Here is a 22,387-nt window from a genome sequence, read left to right on the forward strand (position 1 = left end):
GTGGACGGGCCTCCCGTCCACGCGTTCAAACAGTGTCGGCATGAACGCCGGTGTAGAGGATCGGAATGTGGTTGAACGCGTGGACGGGGAACCCGTCCACCCTACATTGCGACGCTCACGGCGCTGCTTCCACCCCCGGTCGGCCGTACCTGGATCTTGGCCGCGATCCGCTCCGTCATCTCGTGCACGTGCGAGATCACCCCGACCTTGCGGCCCATCGACTGCAGCGCGTCGAGGGCGTCCATGGCGATGCCGAGGGTGTCGCTGTCGAGCGATCCGAAACCTTCGTCGATGAACAGCGACTCGACCCGCACCCGGTTCGAGGACAGCGAGGCCAGGCCCAGGGCCAGGGCCAGCGAGACCAGGAAGGATTCGCCGCCCGAGAGCGAATTGACCGAGCGGATCTCGCCGCCCATGTCCTGGTCGCGCACCATCAGGCCGAGCGAAGGCGCGCCGGCGTTGTCGACCCGCTCCAGGCGGTAGCGCTTGGCCAGCTGGGCGAGGTGGCTGTTGGCGTAGCCGAGCAGGACGTCGAGCGTGAACTGCTGGGCGTAGTTGCGGAACTTCTTGCCGTCGGCCGAGCCGATCAGCTCCGACAGCTTGCCCCAGCGCTGCTCGATGGCCTGCTGGCGCTCGATCTCCGCCAGCATCGATTGCGCCCTGACGCGGCGCTCGTCGTCCTGCGCCGCCTGCAGGCGCAGGCCGGTGGCGCGTTCGTGCACGGCGCTGCGTTCTTCCAGCACGGCTTCGAGGGCCTCGGCAACCATGGCGCCGTCCTGCATCGCGCCATCGGGCGCTGCACTCTGCTCGTGCAGGTCGCGCTGGCTCTTGCGCTCGGCCAGCACGGCGGTGGCCCTGGCCAGGGCCGCGTCGAGTTCGGCCAGCGCGCTACGTTCCTGGGCCAGCCAGGCGGCGCCGACCGCCAGCAGGCTGGAAAGCTCGGCCTGGCTGGCCACCGGTTCCAGGTCGCCGTGGTGGGCGGCGTAGTCCTCGATCCAGTCCGCGAGGCGGGCGGCGGCGTCGCGCGCGTTGTCCTGCAGGGCGCCGATGCGTTCCTGGGCCTGGGCGAGCGTGCTGCGCACCCGCGTTTCACGCTGCGCGGCTTCGCCGGCGGCCGCCTGGCGCGCGGCGAGCAGCTCGCGCGCACTCGTGACGGCCTGGCGCAGGGCCTGTTCGACCTCGCCCACTGCGCGCCCTTCGAACAGGGCGGCGCGGCCGGCGCGCCGTTCGCGCAGTTCGGCCTCGCTGCGGGCAAAGGCGTCGCTTGCCGCCGTGGCGGCGCCTCCCGCGTGTTCGGCGCGCACCGCCGCTTCGCGCTGCGCCGCCTCGAGTGCGGCCAGTGCGGCGCGGTGTTCGGCCAGGCGCGCCGATTGCTCGGTCCAGGTCTTCGCTTCCAGCGCACGCGCAGCCTGCCAGCGCTGCGGATCGCGGCGCCAGGCGATCTGCCAGCCGTCGCCGCAGGCGCCGGCCACGGCCTGGTCGAGTTCGGCCAGCAGGGCCTCCAGCGCGGCACGGTCGCGTTCGAGCTGGGCAAGCAGGGTCTTGTGTTCGCTCTCCAGCGTGCCCAGCGCCGCCTGCGCCTTGTGCGCCAGATCGCGCTGGCGCTGGTGTTCGGCATTGCCCGCATCGAAGGCCGCCTGGGCCGCCTCGCGTGCCTGGGCGGCACGGCGTGCCGCCTGCTGGCGCGTGTCCACCGCAAGCAGGGCTTCGCGCACGGCCGTGGTCTGGGCCTCGAACCACGGCTGGCGCTCGCCCTCCGGCGGCGCATCTGGCGCGACCGGATTCGCATTCCACGCGGCTTCGAGCTCCTCGACGTCCTGCGCGAGGGCGGCGCGTTCGCCGGCCAGTGTGGCCAGGCGCTCGTCGGCGGCGCCGATCTGGGCGCGGCGCGCGGCCTGTTCGGACAGGTTGCGCTGCTGCGCGGCGCGGCGTTCGCCGACCTGGCCGCGCAACACCTCCAGCACCGCGTGCAGGCGCACGTCCTGGTGGGTGTAGGGGTGGGCTTCGCTGCCGCAGACCGGGCAGGCTTCGCCGTCGATCAGGGTGGCGCGCAGGCTCTCGACCTTCTCGCCGCAGGCGCGTTCGGCGCCGGCCAGCGCGTGCTCGGCCTGTTCGCTCGCGCTGGCGAGGGCAGGGGCGGCGGCGGCCAGGGCGGCCAGCTCGGTGTCGGCGGCGGTGCGCGCGGTGCGCGTGCTCTCGATGGCGGCGTCGGTCCGCGCCAGGTGGACGCGCGCTGCCTGCAAGCCCTTGGCGATCCTGGCCGCTGCCGCCAGCTGCTCGCGCCGGGCGTCAAGCTGGCGGCGTTCGGCGTCCAGGGCGTCGAGGTCGAAACCGGCCATCGCCGCGGCGGCGGCCTGGCGCGCGGCATCGAGTTCGGCGATGCGCGCGGCGGCGCGCCCGGCCGCTTCGAGGGCTGCCTCGACAGTGGCGGCCGCGTTCACGCGGGCCCGCTCGGCCCTGGCCAGGGCGGCCCCGTTCTCCGCCTCCTGGCCGGCAGCCTGCGCCGCCTGCGAGAACAATTTGTCCCAGCGCGGCCATTGGGCGGCGAGCGCCTCGTGCCGCTGGTGCTCGGTCAGCCAGAGCGCGCTGCGCTGCTCGGCCTCGCGGGTCTGGGCCAGGCGCCTGCCGGCCTCGAGCAACAGGGCTTGCGCGCGTGACGCTTCGGCCTGCGTCTCGTCGCGCCGGCTGCCCAGCTGCGCATGGGCGCCCGCCAGCGTGACGATGGTGGCGTCGAGTGCTTTGGCCGCGTCGAGCTGGGCGGCGGCGGCGTGCTGGCCCGCCTCGGCGCTGTGCAGCGCATCGGTGGCGGCCTGCACCCCTTCGAGCGCCAGGCGCGCGGCCTCGGCGGCGCGTGCGAGTTCGCCCTGGCCGTTGGCCAGGGTCGCTTCCAGCTGGGCGCGCTCGGCGTCGAGGCGGGCCAGTTCCGCCATCAGCGGACGCGCGGCCTGCACTTCGTCGAGGGTGGCGAGGCGGATGCGCCGCGCCTGCGCCGACTCGGCCTGGGCGCGGGCGTCCAGCAGCAGGGCCTCGGCCTCGGCTTCGCGCTGGCGCAGCCGTTCGCGTTCCTGGTGCCAGCGCAGCTGCGCTTCCAGCAGGGCGCGGCGCACGTCGACCGCCTGCAGGGCGACTTCGGCCGCGGCGCGCTCGGCGTCGAGCTGTTCGCGCGCTTCCTGGGTCAGCGGCGCGTGGTCGGCCAGGCGAGCGGTGAGGCGGCGCACGGCGTCCTGTTCCTGCTTGTAGCGCTCGTAGGCACGCTTCGAGATGGCGCTGTAGACGGCGCTGCCGGTGAGCGTCTCGAGCAGCTCGCCGCGCTCGTTCTCGTCGGTTTTCAGGAAGGCGGAGAACTCGTTCTGCGCCAGCAGCACCGAGCGCGTGAACTGCTCGAAGGAAAGGCCGATGCGCGCCGCGATCTCGGCCTGGGTCTCGGTCTTGGTGCTGCCCAGCTGCGCCAGTTCCGGCAGCCGGTGCAGGGTCATGTTCGAGGCCTGCAGCAGGCCGCTGGCCTTGTTGCGCGAGCGCCGCACGCTCCAGCGCGCGCGGTAGCGGATGCCGTCGTTGCCGACGAAGTCGACCTCGGCGTGGCCTTCGGCGGCGCCGCGGCGCAGCAGGTTGCGGGCGTCGGTGGTCGAGACGCTTTCGCCGCCGGCGTCGGGCAGGGCGCCGCGGCTGCTTTTGAGTTGCAGGCGCGGCGTGTTGCCGTACAGGGCCAGGCAGAGGGCGTCGAGCAGGGTGCTTTTGCCCGCGCCGGTCGGCCCGCAGATGGCGAACAGGCCGCTCGAAGCCAGCGGCTCGCTCTCGAAATCGACCTCGAATTCGTTGGCGAGCGACGCCAGGTTACGGCCGCCGATGCGCAGGATCCTCATGCCGCCTCCCCATCGCCAGGCAGCATGAGTTCGGAGAAGGCGGACAACAGGTCGTCGGGCGCATCCTCGCCGAAGCGCTGCTGCCACAGGCGGCGGAAGATGTCGTCCGGCTGCAGCTGGGCCAGCTGATCGAGCGTCAGCGCGCTCGCGCCATCCTGGGCGGCGACCAGCTTGCGGGTCGGCTCGATCTTCGCCAGCCGCACCGCTTTGCCGGCGATGGCCGCCTCGACCTGGGCACGCAGGCCGGGCTCGGGCCCGTCGAGCAGCACCCGCACCTCCAGGTAGGGACGGCACTCGGGCGGCAGCTCGGCGTCGAGTTCCAGCGCTTCGAGCGCGGTCAGCACTTCGGCCAGCGGTTCCGGCTTGGCCGGTACCCGCAGCAGCTCGACCGCGCGCGGAACGAGCAGCGGCGTGACCTCGCGCGCAATCGGGCCGTCGAGGTCGATGCGCAGCACCTGGTGCTGGTAGCCCACTTCGGCGAAGGACAGGGGCAGCGGGCTGCCGCAATAACGCAGGTGCTCTTTCTTGCCGACGCGTTGGGCCAGGTGCAGGTGGCCGAGGGCGGCGTAGGCGATCTCCGGATCGAACATCGAGGCCGGCAGCGCCTCGGTGCCGCCGATCACGATGCGGCGCTCGGAGTCGCTGGACGACTGGCCGTCGACCATGTGGCAGTGGCCCATGGCGAGAATGGCCTGGCCGGGTTCGCGGCGCGCCTGCGCCAGCTGGAAAGCCTGGTTGTAGAGCAGGGCGATACCGTTCAGGTAGGCGTCGCCTTCGACCTCGGCCTTGGGCACGTCGCCCGGGCGCAGGAAGGGGATGCCGAGGCACCAGGCCTTGATCTCGCCCGCCTTATCGCGCAGCGGCACCACCAGGCGTTCGAGGTCGATCGCGCCTTCGCGGGTGCGCACCACGTTGCCGATGACGACGGTGCCATGCGCTTCCAGCAGCGGGCCCGGCGCTTCCAGCCGGCCCGGCGAATCGTGGTTGCCGGCAATCACGACGATCTGCAGGTGCGGCGTGCGCGCCTTGGCCCGCTGCAGGAAACGGTAGAGCTGGCGCTGGGCGGCGGACGAGGGGTTGGCGTTGTCGAAGATGTCGCCCGCGATCAGGAGCGCGTCGATCTCCTCGGCCACGATGGTGTCGAGCAGCCAGTCGAGGAAGCACTCGTGCTCGTAGGTCCGGTCGTAATTGTGCAGGGTCTGGCCGAGGTGCCAGTCGGAAGTGTGCAACAGCCGCATGGAAGTGAGTAGCCGGAAATGAAAGAGGGGAGAACGAACAACCGGCTGCACTATAACGCAGCCGTGCCCGCGCTTCAAAAAAAATCCCGCCCTAGGCTGCGGCATGCCGGAATGTCATTACAATCATTGCATGAGCGAACTAAACCTGTCGATTGGCGCCGCGCGCGCCCTGCACCTGGCGGCCCAGGGAGTGTTGCAGCCGCGCCGGCGCAAGGCGGTCAAGGCCGATGTGCTGGATGCGATCCGCCGCATGGCACTGTTGCAGATCGACACCATCAACGTGGTGGCGCGCAGCCCGTATTTTGTGTTGTGGAGCCGGCTCGGCGACTACACGCCCGCGTGGCTGGACGAGCTGCTGGCCGAAGGGCGGCTGTTCGAGTACTGGGCCCACGAAGCCTGCTTCATCCCGACCGAAGACTACGGCCTCTACCGCCACCGCATGCTCGACCCGGCCGCGATGGGCTGGAAATACTCGAGTACCTGGATGCGCGAGCGCGCCGGCGAAGTGGCGGCGCTGCTGGCCCACATCCGCACCAGCGGCCCGGTGCGCTCCTCCGATTTCGAACGCACCGACGGCAAGGCGGGAGGCTGGTGGGAATGGAAGCCGGAAAAGCGCTCGCTCGAAGTCCTGTTTACCTCGGGCGCGCTGATGATCGCGCGCCGCCACAACTTCCAGCGCGTCTACGACCTGGCCGAGCGCGTGCTGCCAGGCTGGGACGACGCCCGCATGCCCAGCCTGCCGCAGGTGCGGCGCAGCTTCGCGCTGCAGGCGGTCAAGGCCCTGGGTGTGGCCCGCGCCGGCTGGATTCCCGACTATCACCGCACCCGGCGCCCGCACCTCGACCTGGCGCCGCTGGTCGAGGAGGGCCTGCTGCTGACGGCCCGCGTCGAGGGCTGGGACGATCCGGTCTACATCCACGCCGACCATGCCGCGCTGGCCGGCCAGGCCGCGGCGGGCACGCTGAACCCGACGCTCACCACCATCCTGTCGCCCTTCGACCCCGTGGTCTGGGACCGGCGCCGCGCGCTGGAACTGTTCGATTTCGACTACCGGCTCGAATGCTATACGCCCGCACCCAAGCGCCGCTACGGCTACTTCACGCTGCCGCTGCTGCGCCGCGGGCGGCTGGTCGGGCGCATCGACGCCAAGGCGCACCGGCGCACCGGCATCTTCGAGGTCAAGGCGGTGTGGTTCGAGCCGGGCGTGCGGCTGGGTGAAGCGCTGCTGCGCGACGTGGCGCAGGCGCTGCAGCGCTGCGCGCGCTGGCACGGCTGCCCAGTTGTCCAGATCGGACGCACCGAGCCTGCCGGGCTGGAGGCGGCGCTGGGCGCTGCCGAGAGCCTTCCCGACACCCCGGCCGCGGCATGAGTCTGCCCCGCGGGCGCCAACGCACGGCGCTCCGGGCGGTTGACGCGCGCCGCTCGACGCTATCCCAAGAGTTTGTGCCAGATCAAACCCGGCACGCCAGCGCTCCCTAAACTACTAGTTCTTTCAGGCTGAAGAATAGAAAAACAGACAAGAGCCTGTTCCAAAAACCAGTATGTCCAGCCAGGCCGCCTTTATTGCGGTTTCCTGCAATGGAGCCGTGCGCCTGCGTTGACGACGTCGAGAGGAGACCGAATGCTTACCGCGACCTACACGCTCGTTGCGCTTTCTGTTGAGCAAACAAACATGCGTGTCAGCCTGCACGCCGTACAGCAACTCGTGCATAAAGGCTTCATGCGCCAGAGCGCGCTCACGGCGGGCCAGGCCGAATACGTCTGCGACACCCTGCGCCGCCTGTACGAGCAGTGTCATCGCCGCAAGCTCGACAAGTTCCTGATGCCGGCGCTGCGCCGCGCCGGCGCCGGGGCCAACCCGCTCCTGTGCGAACTCGACATGCTCAGCCGCGGCGCGGCCGAAGCGCTCGAGACTGCCTGCGGCCTGCTGCGCGAAGGCGTCGACAACGAGGAGCGCGTGGACGCCTTCTGCATCGCGGTGGAGCGCTTCTGCGCGGCGCTGACGCTGCGCTTCGAGCGCGAAGAGCGCGAACTGTTCCCGGTCGCGCGTGCCGCCATCGCCGGCGACGCCTGGTTCGCGGTGGCCAACCAGATGCTCGCCCACGACGCCTACGTCGAGGAACACCGCGGCCGCCATGTGCCCGCGGCGAGCCGCGCCGCCCGCGCCGACCATGCGCATCGGCAGGGACCGCCGCTGAGTTTCGCCCACTGACGTTCGCGCACCGGCACTTGCGAGCGCGCCTGCCGGGTGCGGCAGAAAAGCCCTCATCGTTCTTTGCTATGATGGGGGTTTTGGAAATGCGACTTCATCATGTTCGAATTTCTTTTCAAGCGGCAGGGCAAGGACGCCGGCAAGCAGGCCGCCAAGGCTGACGGCAAGCCCGCCGGCAAGCCGGACAGTAAACCCGCCGGCAAGCCCACCGGCAAGCCGGACGGCAAGGCAGCGACTGCGCCCGCCGCCTCGGCCGGGGCGGGAAGCGCCGCGCCCGGCCAGGGCAATGGCGGCGCGGGCGGCGATCGCCCGTCCAAGGCAGCGCGCGAGCAGCAGGCCGAACAGCTCAAGTCGCTCGACGGCGACGAGGCGCGCGCGGTCGACTTCATCCTGCAATCCGAATACTCCGAACTGCGCCTCGCCGCGGCCGAGCTGGTGCACAGCCGCGCCGCCCTCGAGCGCGTGCACACGGCGATGCGCAACATCGACCGCCGTGTCGCCAAGCTGACGCAGGCGCGCCTGGACGCGATCCGCCACCACGACGCCGAACTGGCGCGCGGCCAGGCGGCGCTCGACGGCGCACGCGCCCTGCTGCAGGACGAACACCTGACCCCGAACCAGGTGGCCGATCTCGACCGCAAATGGTCGGTCATCGCTGCGCCCGAACTGGCCGAGGACTTCGCCCCGGTACGCGCCGCCCTCGGCGCGCGCCTGGAAGCGCAGGTGCAATTGCAGCGCGCCATGATCGACCGCCTCGCTGCATTGCGCCGCCTCGACCCCGGTACCTTGAACGCGGCCAAGCTGGCGGCCAGCCTGGAGCGCATGGCGCAGGAACAGGAGGCTGCGCTCGGCCACGCGGAACGGGTCTCGCTGCCGCGCGCCCTGGTGGCCGAGTTCGCCGCCGAGCACGCGCGCCTGTCCGGACTGCTGGGCACGCTCGAACAGGCGCAGGCGGCGCTGGCCGCGCGCGAAGCGGCCCTGACCGAATGGCAGGCCCAGCCGGTCGAAGAACTGCATGCGGAAACCCTGCGCAAGGCCTGGCAGAAACTGCCGGCATTGCCGGAAGGGGCGGCCTCGGCAGCCCTGCAGGCGCGTTTCGACGCCTTGCTGGCGAGTTTGCCGCAGCCGGTGCGCAAGCCGCGCGAAGGTGCACGCGACAGCGCTCCTCCACAAGCTGTCCCGGCCGGCGCCGCTGCCGTCAGTGACGCAGGCGAAACCGGCACGCCGGCCGCCGAAGCACGCCCCAGCCAGCCGAAACCCCCGCGCGGCGCCGACCAGGCCTTCCTCGACACGATGGATGCGCTGGAAGCGGCCCTGCAGCAGGGCTCGCTCGCCCACGCCGCCGAACTCGACAAGACCCTGAAGGACACCAAGGGCAAGGGCATGCGCCTCACAAGCCCGCAGGCGGACCGCCTGGCCCACCTGCGCGCCGAACTCAAGCGCCTGTCGGACTGGGCGCGCTGGGGCGGCAACGTCTCGCGCGAGGAACTGATCAAGACTGTGGAAGCGCTGCCGACCCAGAACCTGGCGATGGCCGAGCTGGCGAAGAAGGTCGGCAGCATGCGCGAACGCTGGAAGGCGCTCGACAGCCTGTCCGGCGCCGCCCCGAAAAGCTTGTGGGAGCGTTTCGACCATGCCTGCACGGTGGCCTACGCCCCGGCGGCGGCCCACTTCAAGCACCTGGCCGACGAGCGCCATGCGAATGCCGCGCGCGGCGAGGCCCTGGTGCAGGAGGCGAACGCGGAGATCGCGCGCCTGCAGGCCGGGGAAGCCGACTGGAAGCACGTGGCCGGCACCGTGCAGCGCCTGCGCCTGGCCTGGAGCCACCTGGGCGCGATCGACCGCAAGGACAAGAAACGCCTCGACCAGCAGTTCGCCGCCGCCCTCACCACGCTGCAGGGACCGCTGGAAGAGCAGCGCAAGATAGAGGTGACGGGCCGCGAGGAACTCATCGACGAGGTGGCCGCGCTCGACCCGCACGACCGCCATGCGATCGACCGCCTGCGCGACATCCAGGCGCGCTGGCAGGAGCATGCGCGCGCGTTGCCGCTCGAACGCAAGGCCGAGCAGGCGCTGTGGGCGCGCTTCCGGGCCGAGTGCGACAAGCTGTTTGCCAGCCGCAAGGACAGCGCCCACGCGCTCGATGCCGAACGCCGCGCCCACGAGGCGGCCAAGGAAGCGATCAGCGCGCGCCTCGAAGCGGCCGCGCCGGACGCCACCCCGGCCACCGCCGGCAAGCTGCTGCGCGAAGCGGCGGCCGAATGGCATGCGATCGGCCCGGTGCCGCGCGCCCATGAAGCCCGCGTCGACAAGCGCTACCACGAGGCGATCGCGAAAGTGCAGCACCACGCCGACATTGCGCGCCGCGCCGCCGGCATGGCGCTGGCGGGCGCCGTGCGCGACAAGCTGCGCGCCTGCCAGGAACTGGAAGCCTCGCTGGCCGACGCCGGCCAGCAGGTATCCGAAAACGACTGGCGCAATCGTTGGGCGGCGCTGCTGCCCGCCGGGCGGGAATACGACCCGGTGCTCGACGCCCGCTTCGAGGCGGCCCTGGGTGCGCTCGCGTCCGACCGCGCCGGCTATGCGCGCCTGCTGGAAGCCAACCGCGCCACTTTGCTGAGCGAACTGCTGCGCCAGGAAGTGGCGGCCGGCATCGACAGCGGCGCCGAGTTCGCCCGCGACCGCCTGAAATTGCAGGTCGAAGCCCTGCAGTCGACCCTGCAGGCGGGCGCCGGCAAGCACGGCGATCACGGCGGGGGCCGCCCCCAGGGCGCATTGCACGCCCTGTGCGCGCTGCCGGCGCTGGTCGACGAACGCACGGCGCTGCGCGTCGAGCAACTCGTCATGCGCACCGTCCAGGGGGCCAAATGAGCATGGTCCGAGTGCAAACCGGGGACTTCGACCTCGGCCGGGAACTGGCACGCCTGCGCGAAGGCGACGCGCGCGTCGGTGCCGTGGTGAGCTTCGTCGGCACCGTGCGCGACATGAACGAGGGCGCCGAGGTCTCCGAGCTCGAGCTCGAGCACTACCCCGGCATGACCGAGCGCGCGCTGGAAGAGATCGTCGAGCGGGCGAGGGCGCGCTGGCCGCTCTACAACGCGCTGGTGATCCACCGCGTCGGCCCGATGGCGCCGATGGAGCAGATCGTGCTGGTCGCCTGCAGCGCGGCGCACCGCGGCGAAGCCTTCGCCGCGTGCGAGTTCATCATCGACTACCTGAAAACGGACGCCCCGTTCTGGAAGAAGGAGCAGACCCCCGAGGGGGCGCGCTGGGTCGACGCCCGCCTGAGCGACGACAGCGCCAAGGCCAAGTGGGCAGCGGCTTGAGCTGGCTCGCGGTGGGAGCCGTGGGCGCCGGCGCCGCGCTCGGCGCCTGGCTGCGCTGGGGACTCGGCCTGTGGCTGGCGAACGCGCATGCCCACGTGCAGGCCGGCACGCTGGCGGCCAACCTGGCCGGCGGCTACCTGGTCGGCATCGCGCTCGGCTTTTTCTCGGACGCGCCGCAGCTGTCACCCGAGTGGCGCCTGTTCGCGATCACCGGCTTCCTCGGCGGCTTGACCACCTTCTCCAGCTTTTCGGGCGAATCGGTGCTGCTGCTGCAGCGCGGGGAATACGGCTGGGCGCTCGCCCACACGCTGCTGCACCTGCTCGGGTCGATCCTGCTGTGCGTCGCCGGCTTTGCGACCTGGCGCGCGCTTCGGGGATAGCTGGTCAGCCGCTGGTCAGCCGCTGGTCAACCTGTGATGCGCTGGAACACCTCGCGCGCCGCCAGCCCCCCGCCGCCGATCAGCACGGCGAAATAGACGATGGTGGCGACGTTGCTGATGTGGCCCAGCAGCACGCAGACGCCGTCGCGCTGCAGGAGGCCGATGGCGAAGAACAGCAGGGCCACGGCCGGGAAGGTATTGCTGAACGGGATCAGGCCGAAGGGCATCATCAGCAGCACGGCGCCCAGCACCAGCGAGGCGCTGTTCAGGCGGTCGATCGGGCCGTTGGCGACCAGCCACTGGATGCGGTTGGGGCGGCTCACGCGTTCGATCTTCTGTAGCCAGGGCAGGGCCTTGCGCAGCAGCGGGCGCAGTTTCCTGGTGCCGATGGTGCGGTGCTTCATCTTCGCCGGAATCCACAGCTCGCGCCCGAACAGGCGGGAGAGGCCGATCAGCAGGATGGCCGCGCCGAACACCGTGCTCACGCCGGGGATCGACACCGGGATCAGGAACACCAGGGTGAGCAAGGCGGTCAGCAGCAGCAGGCCGTCGTTGCCCACGCGGTGGATCAGTTCGCTGAGCGTGATGCCGGTCGGCGGCAGGGCGCGGACCAGGGAGCGGAGCCGCTGGGAAATGGGTTCACTGTGCATGGTGTTCTTCAGGTAGGGCATGGGGTTAACTAGGGCGCCGGCGCGACAGTATAACGACCGCGGCGCCTCAGATAGCGTGTACCGGAGAAAATGTGCCCGCATGAGGTAAAAATGCGACTCGGCGCCGCAGGCGCGCAGCGGCAAACAATCGGGGAGGAAGGATGCTGGAAGCGCTACGCGAGCTGATGCGCCCGCCCCCGGGGATGGCCTTCGACTTCAGCCAGCCGCCGGGAGAGCCGGCGCTGGCGCCGCCCGACGGCGTGTCCTGGCAGGTGTTCGCCAATCCGGTCGCCCTGTTCATCGGCGGGGTGGCGGCGGTGCTGCTCGAGCTGGCCGAACCCATGGTGCGCTCGGGCGTGTGGAGCCAGGGCGGCTTCCAGCGCGATCCCGGCATGCGCCTGCGGCGCACCGGCTTTGCCGCCATGATGACCGTCTACGGCCCGCGCCCGGCGGCGGAACAGCTGATCGCCAGGGTAGTGCGGATGCACGAACACGTGCGCGGCACCACGCCGGACGGCACGCCTTATTACGCCAACGACCCGCGCCTGCTCGACTGGGTGCAGGCCACCGCCGTGTTCGGATTCGCCGAGGCGTTCCATCGCTACGTGCGCCCGTTGTCGGCGTTTGACAAGGATGCCATCTTCGTCGAAGCGCAAGCTTCCGCCCGGCTGTACGGCGCGACCGGCCTGCCGCGCTCGTGGGCCGGCTGGGAAGCGCTGCTCGGCGCCACCGCGCCCGTGCTGGAGGGTTCAGGCATCCTGGCCGAGTTCCTGGCGATCATGACCGACACGCCCATCGTTCCCGCGCTTCTGCGCCCGCTCCAGCGCCTGCTGGTGCGCGCCGCCGTGGACATCGTGCCGGAGCCCGTACGCTCCCTGCCGCAACTGCGCGGACGGGGCCTGCGCTTCGGCGAAGCGGGACTGGTGCGTGGGCTGGCACGGGCGGCCCCGCTGCTGCCGCTGGGCGATACCCCGCCGCTGCAGGCCGCGCGGCGGCTGGCGGCGGGTGCCGGAAGGAAGTGAAGCGCCTTCCGAAGCAGACTCTGCCGTTTCGCAATTCGCCGCGTCCGCCCAGTGCTACATTTTCCGCTGGACAACTTTGTGGAGCCTGGCATGACACCTGCTGCGACAACCGTTCAACGCCCGACCGCCGCCTTCGTCGGCGCTTCCTGGGGTGCGCTGCTGATCGGCGCCTTTGCCTTCCTGTGGGGCCTGTGGAATGCCCAAATGCAGCTCAACGAAAAGGGCTATTACCTGAGCCTGCTGCTCTACGGCCTGTTCGCCGCCATCTCCCTGCAGAAATCGGTGCGCGACCGCAGCGAGGGCATCGCCGTGACCGGCCTGTATTTCGGGCTGTGCTGGGTGTCGCTGTGCGCCGTGCTCGTGCTGCTGACCATCGGCCTCTGGAATGCGACGCTGGCGGCCAGCGAGAAAGGCTTTTATGCGATGTCTTTCGTGCTGAGCCTGTTTGCGGTGGTCGCCGTCCAGAAGAACGTGCGCGACCTGGGCACGGCCGAACCGAAGGCGCCGGTGGCGGACCACGCCTGAGCGTTGGCCTGGCAGGGCAGCCGATGTAGGAGAATCCTTACCGCGGGACGGGCGCATCTTGAAAAAGGTGCGCCCGTCCCAATTTTGTTTCCTAGTTAAGAATCCTCTTCTTCTTTCAGGGAGCAAGAATATGCGGCAAGACAAATTGACGACCAAACTCCAGGAAGCGCTGGCCGATGCCCAGAGCCTGGCGGTCGGCAACGACAACCAGTACATCGAGCCGGTGCACCTGCTCAAGGCCCTGCTGAACCAGGACGACGGCGGCGCGCGTTCGCTGCTGCAGCGCGCCGGCGTGAATGTCGGCGGGCTCACCAATGCCTTGAACAGCGCCTTCGAGCGCCTGCCGAAAGTCTCCGGCACGGGCGGCGAAGTGATGCCGGGACGCGAGCTGATGTCCCTGCTGAACCTGGCCGACCGCGAGTCGCAGAAGCGCGGCGACCAGTTCCTCTCGAGCGAAATGATCCTGCTGGCGCTGACGGAAGATAAATCCGACGCCGGACGCCTGGCGCGCGAACACGGCCTGGCCCGCAAATCGCTCGAATCCGCGATTTCGGCCGTGCGCGGCGGCGAGAACGTCAACTCGCAGGACGCCGAAGGCCAGCGCGAGGCGCTCAAGAAATACACGCTCGACCTGACCGAGCGCGCCCGCATGGGCAAGCTCGACCCCGTGATCGGCCGCGACGACGAGATCCGCCGCGCAATCCAGGTCCTGCAGCGCCGTACCAAGAACAACCCGGTGCTGATCGGCGAGCCGGGCGTCGGCAAAACCGCCATCGTCGAGGGCCTGGCCCAGCGCATCGTCAACGGCGAGGTGCCCGATTCCCTGAAGGGCAAGCGCGTGCTCTCGCTCGACATGGCGGCGCTGCTGGCGGGCGCCAAGTTCCGCGGCGAGTTCGAGGAGCGCCTCAAATCCGTGCTGAAGGAACTGGCCCAGGACGAGGGCCAGACCATCGTCTTCATCGACGAAATCCACACCATGGTCGGCGCCGGCAAGGCCGAGGGCGCGATGGACGCGGGGAACATGCTCAAGCCGGCGCTGGCGCGCGGCGAGCTGCACTGCGTCGGCGCGACCACCCTGGACGAGTACCGCAAGTATGTCGAGAAGGACGCCGCGCTCGAGCGCCGCTTCCAGAAGATCATCGTCGACGAGCCGAGCGTGGAGGCGACGATTGCCATCCTGCGCGGCCTGCAGGAGAAATACGAGCTGCACCACAAGGTCGAGATTACCGACCCGGCCATCATCGCCGCGGCCGAGCTCTCGCACCGCTACATCAGCGACCGCTTCCTGCCCGATAAAGCCATCGACCTGATCGACGAGGCGGCCTCGAAAATCAAGATCGAGATCGACTCCAAGCCGGAAGTGATGGACAAGCTCGAGCGCCGCCTGATCCAGCTGAAGATCGAGCGCGAAGCCGTGCGCAAGGAGACCGACGAGGCCTCGCTGCGCCGCCTCGAGCTGATCGGCGAGGAGATCGCCCGCCTCGAGCGCGAGTACAACGATTTCGAGGAAATCCTGAAGGCGGAAAAGGCGGCGGTGCAGGGCACGACCCACATCAAGGAAGAGATCGAGCGCATCCGCCACCAGATGGAGGAAGCCAAGCGCCAGTCGAACTGGCAGCAGGTCTCGGAGCTGCAGTACGGCCGCCTGCCGGAACTCGAAGCCCAGCTGCGGCACGCCGAGGAAGCTGCCGGCCGCGACGATGGGGAGCTTGACAAACCCAAGCTGCTGCGCACGCAAGTGGGCGCCGAGGAGATCGCCGAAGTGGTCTCGCGCGCGACCGGCATCCCGGTCTCGCGCATGATGCAGGGCGAGCGCGACAAGCTGCTGCACATCGAGGAAAAGCTGCACGAGCGCGTGGTCGGCCAGGACGAGGCGATCGAAGCCGTGTCGGACGCCATTCGGCGCTCGCGCGCCGGCCTGTCCGACCCGAACCGCCCCTATGGCTCCTTCATGTTCCTGGGCCCGACCGGCGTCGGCAAGACCGAGCTGTGCAAGGCGCTGGCAAGCTTCCTCTTCGATACCGAGGAGTCGATGATCCGCATCGACATGAGCGAATTCATGGAGAAGCATTCGGTCGCGCGGCTGATCGGCGCGCCGCCGGGCTATGTCGGCTACGAGGAGGGCGGTTACCTGACCGAGGCGGTGCGGCGCAAGCCCTACAGCGTGATCCTGCTCGACGAGATCGAGAAGGCGCACCCGGACGTGTTCAACGTGCTGCTGCAGGTGCTGGACGACGGCCGCATGACCGACGGCCAGGGCCGCACCGTGGACTTCAAGAACACGGTGATCGTGATGACCTCAAACCTGGGTTCGCACAAGATCCAGTCGATGGACACCGACGAGCCCGAAGTGGTCAAATTGGCCGTGATGGCCGAGGTGCGCGGACACTTCCGTCCGGAGTTCATCAACCGCATCGACGACATCGTCGTGTTCCATGCGCTCGACGAACGCAACATCGGCGCGATCGCCCGCATCCAGCTGCGCAGCCTCGAGGAGCGCCTGGGCAAGATGGAGATGACGCTCGACATCGACGAGGAAGCGCTGCAGAAGATCGCGGAAGCCGGCTTCGATCCGGTGTACGGCGCGCGGCCGCTCAAGCGCGCGATCCAGCAGCAGATCGAGAACCCGCTGTCGAAAGCGATCCTCTCGGGCCGCTTCGGGCCCAAGGACACGATCCCGGTGCGCGTGCGGCACGGCCAGCTGGTGTTCGGCGAAGAGCCGCAGGTAGAGCTGGCGAAGTAAGCGGGCTCGCAAGGAAGCAGCAGGGAAGGGCGCAGCGATGCGCCCTTTTTTTGTGTGCAGAAGGGATGTGGGAAATGGAGAGAATTGACGAGCCGATTTCGGGTAGGCTGTTGCCCTTCTGAAATTAACCCTCGACTCGGAAACTCTCGATGAATCAACAGCGTATCGTGCCGGTTCTTGCCTGGGCCTGCCTGTCCCTGCTGGGCGCTTGCGGCGGCGGGGGCGGAGAGGTCAATCCAGCCGTCGTGGTGCCCCTGGCTGGATCGAGCCCGGCGCCCGCGAACCCGGCGCCGTCGACCCCGCTCCCTGCCGAAACCTCGCTGGTTCCGGATGCGGGCCCGGTCGGGGCCATCCTCTACGCGGACGCGGCGCCGCTGCGTGTCCTGCGCCCCGGCGCGACGTGGACCTATCGCGGAACCGTCCAGCCCCAGGGCAGCGCCGGCACCGACAACATCGTCTACGCCAACAAGGTCAGCATCACGGGCCCGGACGGGCAGGCTTATGCGCAGCAGCACACGAACGAGTTCAACCTGGGCGCCAGTGTGTATCCTGAGCTGCGGTTCGAAGGGGGCGCCTGGACGACCGGGGCCAACGTCGAATTTTCGGGATCGGGTTCGCGCGTCTCCGAACGGATGGCCGAGTTGCGCTCGCCGGTCAGGGTCAACGACCTGTACGGCATCGTCGAACGCAGGAATGTCGATACCGGCACCGACTTCGACGGCGACCGCATCAACGAGACAGCCAGCGTCGCGATGTACTCGCGCGTGGTGGGCAGGGAGAGCCTCGACCTGCCGAACCGGCGCGGCCTCGAGGCCGTGCGCGTGGACATGACGATGCGCGTGCGCGTGACTACCAGCGCCGCCCGCACCGCCTTGCCTGTCTACGAGTCCGTGCGCAGCTACTGGTATGCGCCGGGAATCGGCGTGGTCAAGCAGCGGCTGGAAGAGCCAAACAGTACGGCGGGCCTCCCCAACCGCGTGGTCACCGAGGTGCTGGAAAACTGGGACGGCCTGAGCGAGGGCCTGGGCTACCTGCCGACGCAAACGACGGTCGCGCCGGCGTCGTCGCCCGCCGCGGGCAACGCGCTGCAGTACGCCTCGGCGGCCGTCGGCTTCGACACCCACGCGGTCGTGGCCGGACACCAGGCCGGCACCCCGATGGCGAACGGCATCATGCTGGCCCAGCTCGACGCGCGCGGCGCGATGGTGGCCGCGCGTAACTATGCGATGGCCGAGCTCTTCCCCGGCGCAAGCTACGTCACCGAACCGCGCCTGGTACGCAGCGGCGACGAGCTGCGCCTGTTCGCGCGCGTCGGCCAGGCCGTGGGCATGGCGTCGCTCGACGCCACGGGCCAGCGCATCCTGCGCCCGGCGGTCGCCATGGTGACCGACACCGCACTGTATCCCGCCAGCGACAGCACCAGCTACCGTGTGGCGGCCGATGGCGCCAATTTCTGGATCGCCTGGCTGCGCACGACCCAGGAAGCGGACGGGCGCTACCCAAGGTCGGCCATGGTGGCCCGCGTGGACGGCAACGGGCAGATGCAAGCGCCGGCGCGGTTCGTGATCGAGCCCGTCAATGCCGACATCCACGACTTCAGCATGGCCGTCGACGGCGGCCGGGTCGGACTCTCGTGGTACGAGGGCAACCTTCCGTCCACCATCCGCCGCCTGGCCACGATCGACACCGCGAGCACGGCGCTGTCGCGCGGCACGCTCGACCTCCCGCCTGAAACCTGCCTCAACGCCGGCATGCTCGGCCTGCAGCCGGGACTGGCCATCACCTGCTGGAACAATACGCTCACGTCCCTGGGCGGCGCGCGCATCGGCGCGAACGGCCAGCCGGTGCTGGCCAACGGCACGACGCTGGCGGGGGAGGCTTTCAAGGCGCCCTGGCTCACCAGGGTCAGCGGCGGTGCGCTGGCAAGCGGCGGTGCGGGCGAGCTCTACGTTACCGTCGGCCAGTACGCGCCGTATTGGCCCGGCGAATTCGAGTCGGGCTTCACGACGGTCCTGCGTACCGACAGCGCCGGCGGCGCGCTGGCGGCACGCGAGCCGGTGCTGCTGGCGCGCCTGCGCGAGCCGACCGGTCAGCTGGTTTCCATCGTGAAGCTGGGAAATCGCTTGCTGCTGCTCGGCAACAGCGTCGGCGGTCAACTGACCACCACGGTTGTCTGGCTGGAGAAGTAAGCCGGTTCGCGGGGGCAAGGAAGGGGGAAGGGCGCAGCGATGCGCCCTTTTTTCATGCCGGCGGCGCAATCGGCTAATGCGCGCTCGGGTTCGGCGGATGCCGTTACGATCTGACATGCCCCAATTCTCCGAGAAGGAAGAACGATGTCCGACTTCGATTCGAACCGGCGCCAGCTCCTGAAAGCCTCCGCCGTGGCCGTGGGCGGCGTCGCTGCTGCCGCCCAGCTTGCCCCCAATGCCGAGGCCGCCGCCGTTGCGCAGCCGGCCACCCCGGCCACCGCTGCCACCCCGGCCCTGATGAGCATCCGCCTGCGCGTGAACGGCGCCGAGCACCAGCTGATGATCGATCCGCGCACCACCCTGCTCGACGCGCTGCGCGAGCGCCTGCACCTCACCGGCAGCAAGAAGGGCTGCGACCAGGGCCAGTGCGGCGCCTGCACCGTCATCGTCGACGGCCGCCGCGTCACCTCCTGCCTGACCCTGGCCGTGATGCAGGAAGGCCACGAGATCACCACCATCGAAGGCCTGGGTACGCCGAACAGTTTGCATCCGCTGCAGGCCGCCTTCATCAAGCACGACGGCTTCCAGTGCGGCTTCTGCACGCCCGGCCAGATCTGCTCGGCCGTGGGCATGCTGGAAGAGATGCGCGCCGGCGTGCCTAGCCACGTAACGGCCGACCTGAACGCCGCGCCCCAGCCGACCCCGATCGAGTTTCGCGAGCGCATGAGCGGCAACCTGTGCCGCTGCGGGGCGTATTCCAATATCCAGGAAGCGATTGCGGAAGTGGCAGGAGTGAAGTCATGAAAGCATTTACTTACGAGCGCGCCAAATCGCCGGCCGAAGCTGCCGCCACGGCCGCACGCATCCCGAATTCCCGCTTCGTTGCCGGCGGCACGAATCTGCTCGACCTGATGAAGCTGCAGATCGAAACGCCGGCCCACCTCATCGACGTCAACGACCTCGCGCTCGACCGCATCGAGGCGGCGCCGAATGGCGGCCTGCGCATCGGCGCCCTGGTGAGGAACGCGGACCTCGCCAGCGACCCGCGCGTGCGGCGCGACTACGGCGTGCTGACCCGCGCCCTGGTGGCCGGCGCCTCGGGCCAGCTGCGCAACCAGGCGACTACCGCCGGCAACCTGCTGCAGCGCACCCGCTGTCCCTATTTCTACGATACCAACCAGCCCTGCAACAAGCGCAAACCGGGCAGCGGCTGCGGCGCGATCGGCGGCTTCTCACGCCTGCACGCCATCGTCGGCCAGAGCGACATGTGCATCGCCACCCACCCGAGCGACATGGCGGTGGCCATGCGGGTGCTCGACGCCCAGGTCGAAACCATCGACCCGAAGGGCGCCACCCGCGTGATCCCGATCGCCGACTTCCACCGCCTGCCCGGCAAGACCCCGCACATCGACCACAACCTGGCGCCGGGCGAACTGATCACGGCCGTCACCCTGCCTCCGCCGGTGGGCGGCATGCAGGTCTACCGCAAGGTGCGGGACCGCGCCTCCTACGCCTTTGCGCTGGTGTCGGTGGCCGCCATCGTGCAGCCCGACGGCAGCGGCCGCGCCGCGCTGGGCGGCGTCGCGCACAAGCCCTGGCGCGTGGAAAGCGCGGAAGCCGCCATGCCGCGCGGCGCCCAGGCCTTCGCCGGCGCCTTGCTGGCCGGTTCCCGCACGACCGAAGACAACGCCTTCAAGCTGCCGCTGGTGGAACGCACGCTGGCGTCGATCATCGCCGAGGCTCAGACTGCAAAAAAAGGGTAAGCCATGAAATTCAACGAACCAGCCACCACCAACCCGATCGACCAGATGAAGGTCGTGGGCCAGCCGGTCAACCGGATCGACGGCCCCCTCAAGACCACCGGCACCGCGCCCTATGCGATGGACCGCCACGACGTGGTGCCGAACCAGGCCCACGGCTACATCATCGGTTCGGCGATCCCGAAGGGGCGCATCGTGTCCATGGACCTGGCGGCGGCAAAGGCCGCGCCGGGCGTGATCGCCATCGTCACCGAGCAGAATGCCGGCAAGATCAACAAGGGCAATTTCAATACCGCGATGCTGCTGGCGGGCCGGCGCATCGAGCATTACCACCAGGCGGTGGCGCTGGTCGTGGCCGAGACCTTCGAGCAGGCCCGCGACGCAGCCCACCTGGTGCGCATCCAGTATGAGCGCGACAAGGGAACCTTCGACCTCCATGCGGCGCGCAACAAGGCCACGGCGCCGAAGAAGGAAGCCGCGGAGAGCAAGGTCGGCAATTTTACCGGCGCTTACGCGTCAGCGCCCGTACGGCTCGACGCCGAATACCACACCGCCTACGAATCGCATTCGATGATGGAACCGCATGCCAGCATCGCCGCCTGGGACGGCGACCGGCTGACGGTCTGGACCTCGAACCAGATGATCGGCTGGAATGCGAGCGACCTGGCCAAGACGCTCGGCATCAAGAAGGAGAAGGTGCACGTCATGTCGCCCTACATCGGCGGCGGCTTCGGCTCCAAGCTGTTTACACGCGCCGACGCCCTGATGGCCGCCCTCGGCGCGCGCGCTGCGCGGCGCCCGGTGAAGGTGAGCCTGCAGCGCGCCCTCATCCCGAACAACACCACCCACCGCTCGGCAACCTACCAGCGCATCCGCATCGGCGCCACGCGCGAGGGCAAGATCACCGCCATCGCCCATGAAAGCGCGTCGGGCAACCTCCCGGAAGGGAGCCCGGAAAATGCCGCGACCCAGACCCGCTCGCTGTACGCGGGGGAGCACCGGATGACGGCGAACAAGGTCGCCCTGACCGACCTGCCCGAAGCGAACGCGATGCGCGCGCCGGGCGAGGCGCCGGGCATGGCGGCGCTCGAGATCGCGATGGACGAGATGGCGGAAAAACTCGGCATCGACCCGGTCCAGTTCCGCATCCTGAACGACACCCAGGTGGTGCCGGACAATCCCGAGAAGCCCGACGCGACCGATCCGCAGTCGAAGAAGCCCGAGGAGAAAACGAAACACAACCCGCATCCGCCGTTCTCGCAGCGCCAGTTCGTCAAGTGCCTGCAGCTCGGGGCCGAGCGCTTCGGCTGGAACAAGCGTTCCGCGAAACCGGGACAGGTGCGCGACGGGCGCTGGCTGGTCGGCATGGGCATGGCCTCGGCCTTCCGCGACAACCTGCTGACGAAATCGGCGGCGCGCGTACGTCTCGACCGGCGCGGCTTCCTGACTGTGGAAACCGACATGACCGACATCGGCACCGGCAGCTACACCATCATCGCGCAGACGGCCAGCGAGATGATGGGCATTCCGCTCGAGCGGGTGAAGGTGCGCCTGGGCGACTCGAGCTTCCCGGCGTCCTGCGGTTCGGGAGGGCAGTGGGGCGGCAACAACTCGACGGCGGGCGTCTACGCCGCCTGCATGAAACTGCGCGAAGCGGTGGCGCGGCAGGCCGGGTTCGATCCGCAACGCGCCATCTTCGCCGACGGCCTGGTGCGCGCCGGCGACCAGAGCCTGCCGCTGGCCCAGGCGGTGGGCGAGCGCGAGCTGGTGGCCGAAGACATGATCGAATACGGCGACATCAACAAGCGCTTCCAGCAGTCGACCTTCGGGGCGCACTTCGTCGAGGTGGGCGTGGATGCGGCCACCTGCGAGGTGCGCGTGCGCCGCATGCTGGCCGTGTGCGCGGCCGGGCGCATCCTGAACCCGAAGACGGCGCGCAGCCAGGTGATCGGCGCGATGACGATGGGCGTGGGCGCGGCGCTGATGGAGGAACTGGCGGTCGACACGCGCCTGGGCTTTTTCGTGAACCACGACCTCGCCACCTACGAGGTGCCGGTGCATGCCGACATCCCGCACCAGGAAGTGATCTTCCTCGACGAGACCGATCCGATGTCCTCGCCGATGAAGGCCAAGGGCATCGCGGAGCTGGGCATTTGCGGCGTCGCGGCGGCAGTGGCCAACGCGGTCTACAACGCCACCGGCGTGCGCGTGCGCAGCTATCCGATCACGCTTGACAAGCTGATCACGAAGATGCCGCTGTCGGTCTGAACCCGGTAGGGTGGACGGCTATACCCGGGTCTTGGCGGTCACGCTGCCTGGACGCCGTCCACGCGTTCAACCGGCCTTGGAAACCTCGCGCCGGATCGACCGCGCGTTGAACGCGTGGACGGCGCACAAGCCGCATGGGTTCTCCCCGCCGAGCGGAGCCGTCCACCCTACAGGTCATCGGCGACAGCCCGCCAGCAAGGTCGCGCGCTTT

General features: G+C 69.5%; 15 protein-coding genes. 12 read left to right on the forward strand and 3 right to left on the reverse strand.

The features are described 5' to 3' along the window. Positions 1 to 101: 101 nt before the first annotated feature. Both ACWCIA_RS12735 and ACWCIA_RS12740 read right to left on the reverse strand, forming a co-directional pair. Complete coding sequence (locus ACWCIA_RS12735; protein WP_454163749.1) at positions 102 to 3,863, reverse strand: AAA family ATPase; 3,762 nt, start codon at positions 3,861 to 3,863, stop codon at positions 102 to 104. Then, positions 3,860 to 5,101, reverse strand: a complete 1,242-nt coding sequence (locus ACWCIA_RS12740; protein ID WP_454163751.1) for an exonuclease SbcCD subunit D C-terminal domain-containing protein — start codon at positions 5,099 to 5,101, stop codon at positions 3,860 to 3,862. Before ACWCIA_RS12740 ends, ACWCIA_RS12735 begins: the two co-directional genes overlap by 4 nt. A gap of 130 nt (positions 5,102 to 5,231) precedes the next feature. On the opposite strand from ACWCIA_RS12740, the gene ACWCIA_RS12745 reads away from it, so the two are divergent. The 5 genes from ACWCIA_RS12745 to crcB all read left to right on the forward strand — a co-directional run bounded on the left by ACWCIA_RS12745 (position 5,232) and on the right by crcB (position 11,019). After that, positions 5,232 to 6,470: a winged helix-turn-helix domain-containing protein gene (locus ACWCIA_RS12745; protein WP_454163752.1), complete on the forward strand. Its 1,239-nt coding sequence runs from the start codon at positions 5,232 to 5,234 to the stop codon at positions 6,468 to 6,470. A 303-nt stretch (positions 6,471 to 6,773) separates the two neighbouring features. Beyond that, positions 6,774 to 7,313 carry a hypothetical protein gene (locus ACWCIA_RS12750; protein WP_454163754.1) on the forward strand — a complete coding sequence of 180 codons (540 nt, stop codon included), beginning with the start codon at positions 6,774 to 6,776 and terminating at the stop codon, positions 7,311 to 7,313. 99 nt (positions 7,314 to 7,412) lie between these two features. Then, on the forward strand, positions 7,413 to 10,184 hold the full coding sequence (locus ACWCIA_RS12755) for a DUF349 domain-containing protein (RefSeq protein WP_454163756.1): 2,772 nt from the start codon (positions 7,413 to 7,415) through the stop codon (positions 10,182 to 10,184). Further along, positions 10,181 to 10,639, forward strand: a complete 459-nt coding sequence (gene moaE / locus ACWCIA_RS12760; protein ID WP_454163758.1) for a molybdopterin synthase catalytic subunit MoaE — start codon at positions 10,181 to 10,183, stop codon at positions 10,637 to 10,639. The genes ACWCIA_RS12755 and moaE overlap by 4 nt, the downstream gene beginning before the upstream one ends. Beyond that, a complete protein-coding gene (gene crcB, locus ACWCIA_RS12765; protein ID WP_454163760.1) occupies positions 10,636 to 11,019 on the forward strand; it encodes a fluoride efflux transporter CrcB in 384 nt (127 codons plus the stop codon). The genes moaE and crcB overlap by 4 nt, the downstream gene beginning before the upstream one ends. Positions 11,020 to 11,045: 26 nt before the next feature. Here crcB and ACWCIA_RS12770 read toward each other — a convergent pair whose 3' ends face one another. After that, the gene (locus ACWCIA_RS12770) at positions 11,046 to 11,669 is read right to left on the reverse strand and encodes an exopolysaccharide biosynthesis protein (protein ID WP_454163762.1); all 624 of its coding nucleotides are present in this window, start codon (positions 11,667 to 11,669) and stop codon (positions 11,046 to 11,048) included. A gap of 161 nt (positions 11,670 to 11,830) precedes the next feature. Here ACWCIA_RS12770 and ACWCIA_RS12775 point away from each other — a divergent pair, with 161 nt between their 5' ends. From ACWCIA_RS12775 to paoC, 7 genes are all read left to right on the forward strand, one after another. Further along, positions 11,831 to 12,691, forward strand: coding sequence for an oxygenase MpaB family protein (locus tag ACWCIA_RS12775; RefSeq protein ID WP_454163764.1), 861 nt, complete (start codon positions 11,831 to 11,833; stop codon positions 12,689 to 12,691). Between the two features lie 90 nt (positions 12,692 to 12,781). Then, a complete protein-coding gene (yiaA, locus tag ACWCIA_RS12780; protein WP_454163765.1) occupies positions 12,782 to 13,216 on the forward strand; it encodes an inner membrane protein YiaA in 435 nt (144 codons plus the stop codon). Between the two features lie 130 nt (positions 13,217 to 13,346). Further along, a complete protein-coding gene (gene clpB / locus ACWCIA_RS12785; RefSeq protein ID WP_454163767.1) occupies positions 13,347 to 15,959 on the forward strand; it encodes an ATP-dependent chaperone ClpB in 2,613 nt (870 codons plus the stop codon). 149 nt (positions 15,960 to 16,108) lie between these two features. After that, the gene (locus ACWCIA_RS12790; RefSeq protein WP_454163769.1) at positions 16,109 to 18,148 is read left to right on the forward strand and encodes a hypothetical protein; all 2,040 of its coding nucleotides are present in this window, start codon (positions 16,109 to 16,111) and stop codon (positions 18,146 to 18,148) included. A gap of 144 nt (positions 18,149 to 18,292) precedes the next feature. After that, on the forward strand, positions 18,293 to 18,952 hold the full coding sequence (gene paoA, locus ACWCIA_RS12795; RefSeq protein WP_454163770.1) for an aldehyde dehydrogenase iron-sulfur subunit PaoA: 660 nt from the start codon (positions 18,293 to 18,295) through the stop codon (positions 18,950 to 18,952). Continuing rightward, positions 18,949 to 19,911 carry an FAD binding domain-containing protein gene (locus ACWCIA_RS12800; RefSeq protein ID WP_454163772.1) on the forward strand — a complete coding sequence of 321 codons (963 nt, stop codon included), beginning with the start codon at positions 18,949 to 18,951 and terminating at the stop codon, positions 19,909 to 19,911. Before paoA ends, ACWCIA_RS12800 begins: the two co-directional genes overlap by 4 nt. 3 nt (positions 19,912 to 19,914) lie before the next feature. Beyond that, positions 19,915 to 22,176: an aldehyde oxidoreductase molybdenum-binding subunit PaoC gene (paoC, locus tag ACWCIA_RS12805; RefSeq protein ID WP_454163774.1), complete on the forward strand. Its 2,262-nt coding sequence runs from the start codon at positions 19,915 to 19,917 to the stop codon at positions 22,174 to 22,176. Positions 22,177 to 22,387: the final 211 nt, after the last annotated feature.

This window comes from Massilia sp. SYSU DXS3249, from assembly GCF_053668055.1.

What these genes read in the sequence shown, in the direction of transcription:
- yiaA (WP_454163765.1), top strand. Translation starts at nt 12,782, where the DNA reads ATGACACCTGCTGCGACAACCGTTCAACGCCCGACCGCCGCCTTCGTC.
- ACWCIA_RS12790 (WP_454163769.1), top strand. Translation starts at nt 16,109, where the DNA reads ATGAATCAACAGCGTATCGTGCCGGTTCTTGCCTGGGCCTGCCTGTCC.
- moaE (WP_454163758.1), top strand. Translation starts at nt 10,181, where the DNA reads ATGAGCATGGTCCGAGTGCAAACCGGGGACTTCGACCTCGGCCGGGAA.
- paoA (WP_454163770.1), top strand. Translation starts at nt 18,293, where the DNA reads ATGTCCGACTTCGATTCGAACCGGCGCCAGCTCCTGAAAGCCTCCGCC.
- ACWCIA_RS12775 (WP_454163764.1), top strand. Translation starts at nt 11,831, where the DNA reads ATGCTGGAAGCGCTACGCGAGCTGATGCGCCCGCCCCCGGGGATGGCC.
- clpB (WP_454163767.1), top strand. Translation starts at nt 13,347, where the DNA reads ATGCGGCAAGACAAATTGACGACCAAACTCCAGGAAGCGCTGGCCGAT.
- ACWCIA_RS12770 (WP_454163762.1), bottom strand. Translation starts at nt 11,669, where the DNA reads ATGCACAGTGAACCCATTTCCCAGCGGCTCCGCTCCCTGGTCCGCGCC.
- ACWCIA_RS12755 (WP_454163756.1), top strand. Translation starts at nt 7,413, where the DNA reads ATGTTCGAATTTCTTTTCAAGCGGCAGGGCAAGGACGCCGGCAAGCAG.
- ACWCIA_RS12740 (WP_454163751.1), bottom strand. Translation starts at nt 5,101, where the DNA reads ATGCGGCTGTTGCACACTTCCGACTGGCACCTCGGCCAGACCCTGCAC.
- paoC (WP_454163774.1), top strand. Translation starts at nt 19,915, where the DNA reads ATGAAATTCAACGAACCAGCCACCACCAACCCGATCGACCAGATGAAG.
- ACWCIA_RS12735 (WP_454163749.1), bottom strand. Translation starts at nt 3,863, where the DNA reads ATGAGGATCCTGCGCATCGGCGGCCGTAACCTGGCGTCGCTCGCCAAC.
- ACWCIA_RS12750 (WP_454163754.1), top strand. Translation starts at nt 6,774, where the DNA reads ATGCGTGTCAGCCTGCACGCCGTACAGCAACTCGTGCATAAAGGCTTC.
- ACWCIA_RS12800 (WP_454163772.1), top strand. Translation starts at nt 18,949, where the DNA reads ATGAAAGCATTTACTTACGAGCGCGCCAAATCGCCGGCCGAAGCTGCC.
- ACWCIA_RS12745 (WP_454163752.1), top strand. Translation starts at nt 5,232, where the DNA reads ATGAGCGAACTAAACCTGTCGATTGGCGCCGCGCGCGCCCTGCACCTG.